Raw genomic sequence first — 1196 nt, forward strand, 5'->3', positions numbered from 1 at the left:
TTGCTTCAATCCAGCGTTATACTCAGACCAGTTGCGGACGCGATATTGAGTGTTCATGGCACGTTTTTGTGTGGTAACTGAAATTTACCATGCCTCTTTCGCCCGCAACCCCTCTTTCATGCAACAACGCCGTTTAGGGGTATTACTGAGGGTGGGCTACCGATGGTAGGCGTGCTAGATAGGGTATTGACTGGAATCCAACAGAGGCAGACATTATCAATTTGGGGGTTGACCTGCTGCTGCACGGGGGCTGCTGCACGTAGGCATCAAGTATTTCTATTTCATCTGGGCTGAGGAAGCCTGCCAATAGGCTCTCTTGCACACGGTAGTGATGCTCGTAGTCAGGGGTTATGTCGCTGGCTTTTGGAGGATTGGCATAGGTCTTCACTGCTGGCTCTCATCCAGTAGCTTTGATCCAGGCAGTTCTAATCTGGGTAAAGCGTATAGGCGAACATAGCCTACATGCGAGTTGCTAGCAAAATCTGTTTTGGGTGCACGCAACACCATCGTTAGCAGGTAACATTAAGGCAGTGTAGTTATAAATTGTGTAACGTCAAGGAGTTGTATCGTGGTTGAGCCGCTGTTGGTAGGCATTGTGTTAGGACTGATTCCTGTAACTTTAGCAGGGTTGTTTTTTGCTGCCTACATGCAATATCGACGTGGAAACCAACTGGGTGGCTAGTCATTGGCTTAGATAAATACCAGTGGTTTGTCTTTCAGTGGTGCAAAGGCTTCAGCGTCAAACCGATAGAGGCTAGCTGGTCTGCCTGCACCACGCGATGTCTTGTGACCCGTATCTTGCAGAAAACCCAGTTTCAACAGGCGCGATCGAAAGTTGGAATAGTCAGAGAAGTCATTCCCCAGAATCGTGGTGTAAAGCTGGTAGAGTTCGTTTAGGGTAAAAGTCTCTGGCAATACGTCAAAGGCGACAGGGCTGTACTCTAGCTTGTTGCGGAGTCGCTTATAGCCGTATTCGAGAATGCGGTTATGGTCAAAGGCTAGCTTGGGAACCTGTGCTAGGGGATACCAAGCAATGCCACTTACGCCATCGGCAATTAGTTCAGCCTCTGCAAACTGCACTAAGGCAAAGTAGCTGACTGATAGGTAACGCACACCATAGGTTTTTTCTCTGGGGTCGCGATCGAACTCACCAAAGGTATATAGCTGCTCTAGGTAGAGATTTTGTACCCGAATTT

2 protein-coding genes are annotated in these 1196 nt (G+C 48.3%); one reads left to right on the top strand and one right to left on the bottom strand.

The genetic code is table 11. The annotated features are described in order from the left end of the window. The first annotated feature begins 568 nt into the window (after positions 1 to 568). Entirely contained in the window at positions 569 to 682 is a 114-nt protein-coding gene (gene petG, locus NZ772_19285) for a cytochrome b6-f complex subunit PetG (GenBank protein MCS6815701.1), read from the top strand. A gap of 8 nt (positions 683 to 690) precedes the next feature. Here the strand turns inward: petG and NZ772_19290 are convergent. Beyond that, positions 691 to 1196 (bottom strand): NUDIX hydrolase (locus tag NZ772_19290; GenBank protein ID MCS6815702.1); only part of this gene is annotated, 506 nt, incomplete at its 5' end.

It is taken from the genome of Cyanobacteriota bacterium, assembly GCA_025054735.1.
GTDB lineage: Bacteria > Cyanobacteriota > Cyanobacteriia > SKYG9 > SKYG9 > SKYG9.